Below are 7,109 nucleotides of genomic sequence, written 5' to 3'. Positions count from 1 at the left end.
GGCCAACACCGCGCCGCTGGACCCGTTCGAGTTCGTGCGTACCATCGCCGTGGCCCGCATCACCATGCCGCAGACCATGGTCCGCTTGTCGGCCGGTCGCGAACAGATGGGCGAAGCCCTGCAGGCGCTGTGCTTCGCCGCTGGCGCCAATTCGATTTTTTATGGCGACAAGCTGCTCACGACCAGCAACCCGCAAGCCGATCGCGACCGCCAGCTGTTTGAGCGCCTGGGACTAAAAACCCAGGGCGCTCGCCCCGCAGCGCAACAGGCGCAGTAGACATGAACGCAGACCTGAGGCCGCCAGCGCCGGCGTACCCCATCATAGATGCCGCGTTCCTGGCCAACCCTTACCCGACTTACGACGCCCTGCGGGAGGCCGGCGCTATCCACTGGAGCGAGGAGTTTTTTGGCGGTGCCTGGCTGGTGACACGCCATGCCGATGTCGAACTGGTGCTGCGCGACCCGCGCTTTTCTGCGCAGCGCACGGGCGCCTGGGTCAAGGACCGCGAAGAAACTTCGGGTGAACTGAGCGGCTTTCAACAGCTGTTTGCCCGCGCCTTGCTGTTTCTCGACGCACCGGACCACCCGCGCATCCGCAAGGTGCTGCATGCGGGCTTTCGGATGGATGTGCTTCAGCGGCTGGTGCCGCACATTGAGCAGGCTGTCACTGAACTGCTCGACCAGGGGGAGGGCGCTGACTGCTTCGATTTCATCGAGACGGTCGCCCGGCCGCTGCCGGTGCGGGTGATCACGCGGCTGCTGGGCATCGAGAACCTCCAGTACGATGACTTCATGGCCTGGTCGGAGGATCTTGCCAGCTTCATCGGCGCACCGCAGCCCACGCGGGGGCAGGCGCGCCGGGCCCAGGTGAGCCTGTTGGCCATGAGCCGCTACTTCGAGACCCTGCTGGAACAAAAACGCCAGACGCCAGGCGACGATCTGACCAGCCGCCTGGCGCAGGCCGAGGCCAGGGGCGAGATCCAGGGTGGCGTCGAGCTGCTCGCACAGTGCGCCATGCTGCTGTTTGCCGGCTTTGAGACCACGCGCCATTTGCTGGGAAGCGGCTTGCAGGCATTGCTGGCGCATCCCGACCAATGGCAGCGTCTGCAGCAAGCCCCCGAACTGCTGCCTGGCGCGGTGCGCGAGCTGCTGCGTTTTGACAGCCCGGTGCAGTACACGGGACGGCGCGTGAGCACCGATCTGGTTTTGCACGGCCAGCGACTGCGTCGCGGTGACCTGGTCGTGCCCCTGATTGGCGCCGCCAACCGGGACCCAAGGCGCTATGCGCAGCCAGACGTTCTCGACATCACTCGGCGCGACGGCAGTTCGCTCTCATTCGGTTCGGGCCCGCACGTTTGCATTGGCGCGGCGCTCACGCTGATGGAGGCCGAGATCGTCTTCCAGCAACTGCTGCGACGGTGGCCGGAACTCAGTCTGGTCGATGCCACGCCGCGCAGGATCACCAACCCGCTTTACCGCGGGTTGGTGACGCTGCCGCTGCGGTGCAGGGCGCCCGCTTAACCAGCGGCACTCAAACCAGCATGGCGTCGTTTGCAATTTCTATGCTGTCAACCACTACTCAAGCAGCCGGGCCGCGCCGCTCGATAGGGAATACGACGGAAAGGCTGGGAAGTGGGCTCGGTCGATTTTGACTGGATCATGGGCAGATTGCGAGCGAAATTCCTTTAAAGCTACCGATCGACAAAGACCGGACAGTCAGACGCGTGGTGCTGAGTACCCGCTGAAGACTGACTGCCGACACAGGGCTATCCGAAATGCTCGCTCCATACCCGACATTGACATCGGCAGGTTGGGTGTCGGCAATGTGGCGCCGATTTCGATGATCGCTGCACCCGCACCCGGCCAGAAGCGGCCTGTCACCTGTTCTACGAAGCTGTCGTTCGAGAGGCCGCTTCAGTCTGAAAGCCGATTGCCCATCCGTCCGCCATATGCAATCATCCCCTTTTCATTTAACGAGGGGATCTCGACTGAATGAGTTGCGCCTGGCGTTGCTTAAGCAACTACTAGGACGCGCTCATGGAAAGAGCGCCGCTTAAAGCCTACGGAAACCCGGCAACCGACTCAAATTCTCGACCATCAAAGTCTCCACGTCCATCGTGCTTCGCTGCCACAAACAACCAAGCACAGAGCAGACGTCCCAAGCTTGCCAAGGCTTCAACGTAGTTCCATCTACCTGAGTGAACGGCCCATCGGTTTCCGGGAGAACTCGGTCGGGCGGCATTGCCGCAGCCAGTTGTCGACCCTTCGCACTTCTCAACATCACGGGACCGACGCTAAACCAGCATCCGATGGCCTTGGCTGCTTCCAAGTTCTGCAGGCTCCCAGAGAACCAGTGAAGCACAGGTGTTCCAGCACCAGGAGCTTGCGTTAGGCAATCTATTACTAGGCGCTCCGCACCGCGCGAATGGATGCTCATCACACGTCCCCCAGTTTCCTGGCACCTAGCCAAAGCTGCCCGGAAAATCTTCTCCTGTAGTTGCACTGACGTCCTAAACCTAGATGAGCCGTCGATGCCAATCTCTCCGACGAGCCTGGTGGTAGGGTTCCCGTATAGGGTCTGCGATACAAATTAATTAAGAAAATCTGACGCACCCGAGAAATCGTGGAGTGCGCGATGATGATTCGGCTTGCCGATGCGTTATCACACAGCCTCGCTGCAAAGCGGGTGCTCGTCGCGCTCCAAAGCTGCCCTTGAAGCTGCCAGGCCGATCATTTGTCGCATTGGCCAGAGGTCATTTGAACTATTTTTTTGTAATTTTGACCATCACGATTCGTGAACATCAGGTCATCGAATTAGTTGATCACACTCACTGATGCGCAAAATCTGTAGGGGTGATCATGCGTATCAGTTGCGGCACGTATTTCTCGCGGGGGCTGCGGACGCACTCAGCCGCAGATACGAGCAGCCAGTACAAAATCCCGTACTGATGGCTACATGGTGGCTACATGATCCGAAAAAAGGAAAGCCAGCTATCAAAACGATAGCGGGCTTTCCTTATGGGGATTGGTGCCGGAGAGATGAATCGAACACCCGACCTTCTCATTACGAATGAGCTGCTCTACCGACTGAGCTACACCGGCGTTTTATGAATTACAGCCTCTAATTATAGCCCGGAGTGATAGCCGGTCACCCGCTCTACCTCATTTTTGGACCCGAGGATGACGCTGACGCGCTCGTGCAGCTTGCCGGGCTGGATGTCCAGGATGCGCTGTTTGCCGTTGGTGGCGGCGCCGCCGGCCTGCTCGACGATCCAGCCCATGGGGTTGGCTTCGTACATCAGGCGCAGTTTGCCGGCCTTTTCGGGTTCGCGTTTGTCCCAGGGGTACATGAAGATGCCGCCGCGGCTCAGGATGCGGTGCACGTCGGCCACCATGGAGGCGACCCAGCGCATGTTGAAGTCCTTGCCGCGCGGGCCTTCGGTGCCCTGCAGGCATTCGTCGATGTAGCGCTTCACCGGCGCATCCCAGTGACGCATGTTGCTCATGTTGATGGCAAATTCCTTGGTGTCTTCGGGGATGCGCACGTTTTCCTCGATCAGCACAAAGGAGCCCTGCTCGCGGTCTAGCGTGAACATGGCCACACCGTCGCCCACGGTCAGCACCAGCGTGGTTTGGGGGCCATAGACGCAGTAGCCGGCGGCGACCTGTTTGTTGCCCGGCTGCAGGAAGTCTTTTTCTTCGACAACGGCATGATCACCGGGCTTTTTCAGCACGCTGAAGATGGTGCCGATGCTGACATTCACGTCGATGTTGCTGGAGCCGTCGAGCGGGTCGAACAGCAGCAGGTATTCGCCTTGCGGGTAACGGTTGGGCACCGCATAGATGCTGTCCATTTCTTCCGAGGCCATGGCGGCCAGGTGGCCACCCCATTCGTTGGCTTCGATCAGTACTTCGTTGGCGATGATGTCGAGCTTTTTCTGGACTTCGCCCTGCACGTTTTCACTGCCGGCCGTGCCGAGCACGCCGCCCAGTGCGCCTTTGTTGACGGCCTGGCTGATGCCTTTGCAGGCGCGGGCCACCACTTCAAGCAGCAGCCGCAACTGGGAAGGAATGTGACCTTCCCTGCGTTGCTGCTCAACCAGGTAGCGGGTGAGGGAAATTCTTTGGGACATTGGAAACTCCAGTCTTCGAAATTAGAAAATCAGATCAATTGTCGCCGGGCCGCAGGCGCAGCGGGCCCCTCGGGGTGCAGCGCAATACACGAAGTGAAAAGCGCAGGGGCAACATCAACGAAAGGTGATGTCTTAACCCAGCAGGGGCCGCGGAACCGGCTTAGCCGGGCCGCAGGCGCAGCGGCCCCCTCGGGGGGCAGCGCAGTACACGAAGTGACAAGCGTGGGGGCCATATATTCAATCGGCCAGTGCGCGCGTGACGACTTCGAGCGTGTCCTTGCTCAGGTCGGTCTTGGCCGCGACCCGGGCAATCGCTTCGCGCGCTGCGCTGCGGTAAGGCTCGGCCAGTTTGCTCCAGCGGTCAAGTGCACGGGCCAAGCGGGCCGCCACCTGGGGGTTGATGGCGTCGAGTTCCATCACGCGGTCGCTCCAGAACACGTAGCCGGCGGCGTCCGTGCGATGGAAGGCCGCCGGGTTGGCCTGGCAGTAGGTGCTGATGACACTGCGGGCGCGGTTGGGGTTGCGCAGGCTGAAATCAGGGTGCTTCATGAGCTGCCTGACGGCCGGCAGGATGTTGCCGTTGCGGTCTGGCGCGCCAGCCTGCAGGCCGAACCATTTGTCGATGACGAGTGCCTCGTCCTTGAACATGGCGTGGAACTTCGCCAGCGCCTGGGCCGCCAGCGGGTGGCCGCTGGAGACCAGGGCGGACAGTGCGTTGAAGCGGTCAGTCATGTTGCCCGCATCCTTGAAGCGCTGCAGCGTCTTGCCGGGCCACACGGTATCTCCGGTGGTCATCGCGGCCAGGCAGAGCTGGGACAGGGCCATGCCCGCCAGCGCGCGGCGGCCTGACGAGGTGGGGTCGGGTGTATAGGCGCCTGTGCCCTGGTTGGCTTCGTAGACTTGCTGCCAGTCGCCGGTCAGTGCCACGGCGAGCTGCTGGCGCATGGCCTCGCGCACCGCGTGGATGCGCTGCGGGTCGACCACGTCGAGCTGCTCGGCCAGGTAGCTTTCCGAGGGCAGGGTGAGCACCAGTTCCTTGAACGCGGCATCCAGCCCGGGGTGGTGCAGCACGCTGCGCATGGCCGCCACATAGGCGTCATCGAGCGGCGCAGCCCCCACGGGATAGGCGACGGCAGCGATTGATTTGGTAGCGCGCCTGACGGCCAGCCGCTGGCCGGCTTCCCAGCGGTTGAAGGGGTCGCTGTCGTGGGCCAGCAGGTGCAGCAGCTGGGCGTCGGTGTAGTCGAACTCCAGCACCACCGGGGCAGTGAAGCCGCGCAGGATGGACGGCACGGGCTCGGCATCGACATTCACAAAGGTCAGCGTTTCACTGGCTTGCGTGAGCACCACGGTGCGTGATGTTCCCGCGGCAGCGGTTTCGTGGGCCAGTTGCAGGGGCAGGTCGGTGCCGTCTGCGCCCAGCAGGCCCAGGCCCACGGGAATGACGAACGGCTCCTTGACCGCCTGGCCGGCGGTCGGCGCGCAGCTTTGGGACAGCGTCAGGGTGTAGGTGCGGGCGGCTGCGTCATGCACGCCCTGGGCATGCACGCGCGGTGTGCCGGCCTGGCTGTACCAGCGCTTGAACTGCGGCAACAGGCGCGCCAGGTCAGACGCCGGGTTGGCATCGGCAATGGCTTGCGCAAAGTCGTCACACGTGACGGCTTTGCCGTCGTGCCGCTCGAAGTACAGGGTCATGCCCCTGGCAAAGCCTTCGCGGCCTACCAGGGTCTGCATCATGCGCACGACCTCGGCGCCTTTTTCGTAGATGGTGACGGTGTAGAAGTTGCTGATCTCGATATAGCTGTCGGGCCGCACCGGATGGGCCATCGGGCCCGCGTCTTCCGGGAACTGGGCGGTGCGCAGCACACGCACGTCTTCAATGCGCTTGACGGCACGGGCCGACGCCTCGCCGCACAGGTCCTGGCTGAACTCCTGGTCGCGGAATACCGTCAGGCCTTCCTTGAGGCTGAGCTGGAACCAGTCGCGGCAGGTGACGCGATTGCCGGTCCAGTTGTGGAAGTACTCGTGACCCACCACGCTTTCGATGTTCGAATAATCGGTATCGGTGGCCGTCGCCTGATTCGCCAGCACGTACTTGGTGTTGAAGATGTTCAGGCCCTTGTTTTCCATGGCGCCCATGTTGAAGTCGCTGGTGGCCACGATCATGAACCGTTCCAGGTCCAGCGGCAGCCCAAAGCGGGCTTCGTCCCAGGCCACCGAGTGCATCAGCGAGTTCATCGCGTGCTCGGTCTTGTCGAGGTCGCCGGGGCGCACATAGACCTGCAGCGTGTGTTCCTTGCCGGCGCGCGAGGTGATGCGCTGCTCGCGGCTGACCAGTTGGCCGGCCACCAGTGCAAACAGGTAGCTCGGCTTTTTGTGCGGGTCCACCCATTTGGCGAAATGGCGCGGGCCGTTGGTGCCGTTTTCCAGCATGCCTTGCTCCACCAGGTTGCCGTTGGACAACAGCACGGGGTACAGGGCCTTGTCGGCGCGCAGCGTGACGCTGTAGCTCGCCATCACATCCGGGCGGTCCAGGAAGTAGGTGATGCGCCTGAAGCCTTCGGCCTCGCACTGTGTGAAGAACGAGTCGTTGCTGACGTAGAGACCCATCAGCTTGGTGTTTTTGGCGGGGCAGGTGGTGGTGAAGATCTCCAGCTCGAAGTCATCGGGCAGGTTGTCCAGCACCAGCCGGCTGCCTTCCATCCTGAACGACGTGCCTTGCCCGTTGACCAGCACGCGGGCGAGATTCAGCTCTTCGCCGTCGAGCTTCAGTGGCTGGGCCGGCACATCCGGGTTGCGGCGCAGCTTCATCTTGTTGAGCACGCGCGTTTTGGCCGGGTCGAGGTCAAAACACAGGTCGACGGTGTCAATCCAGTAAGCGGGCGCCACATAGTCGGCGCGGTTAACTACCACGGCGGGCATCTGTCCGTTTTCTCTGTCATCTGGCATTTGCAGCATGTCGGGTTCCTGAAAAAA

Annotated in this window: 3 protein-coding genes, 1 tRNA gene and 2 pseudogenes; 2 read left to right on the top strand and 4 right to left on the bottom strand. The window is 62.1% G+C overall.

Annotated features, from left to right (window positions below; genetic code table 11):
- A pseudogene (locus tag AC1DUR_RS23170) lies at window positions 1-277 on the top strand (biotin synthase BioB); the annotation flags it as partial.
- Window positions 278-279: 2 nt separating this feature from the next.
- Window positions 280-1,521: a cytochrome P450 gene (locus tag AC1DUR_RS23165; protein ID WP_477722206.1), complete on the top strand. Its 1,242-nt coding sequence runs from the start codon at window positions 280-282 to the stop codon at window positions 1,519-1,521.
- A 532-nt stretch (window positions 1,522-2,053) separates the two neighbouring features.
- On the opposite strand, the pseudogene AC1DUR_RS23160 reads toward AC1DUR_RS23165, so the two are convergent.
- The 4 genes and pseudogenes from AC1DUR_RS23160 to pepN form a co-directional block, all read right to left on the bottom strand.
- Window positions 2,054-2,551 (bottom strand): annotated as a pseudogene (locus tag AC1DUR_RS23160) (TatD family hydrolase); the annotation flags it as partial.
- Between the two features lie 475 nt (window positions 2,552-3,026).
- Window positions 3,027-3,102 (bottom strand) — tRNA-Thr (locus tag AC1DUR_RS23155).
- 23 nt (window positions 3,103-3,125) lie between these two features.
- A complete protein-coding gene (locus AC1DUR_RS23150; protein WP_477717859.1) occupies window positions 3,126-4,133 on the bottom strand; it encodes a class 1 fructose-bisphosphatase in 1,008 nt (335 codons plus the stop codon).
- Window positions 4,134-4,370: 237 nt separating this feature from the next.
- Window positions 4,371-7,091: an aminopeptidase N gene (pepN, locus tag AC1DUR_RS23145; protein ID WP_477717858.1), complete on the bottom strand. Its 2,721-nt coding sequence runs from the start codon at window positions 7,089-7,091 to the stop codon at window positions 4,371-4,373.
- Window positions 7,092-7,109 lie beyond the last annotated feature (18 nt).

It is taken from the genome of Polaromonas sp. P4_F4 (genome assembly GCF_056401355.1).
The sequence above is the reverse complement of the archived record's forward strand: the minus strand, read 5'-3'. Positions and strand labels throughout refer to the sequence as shown.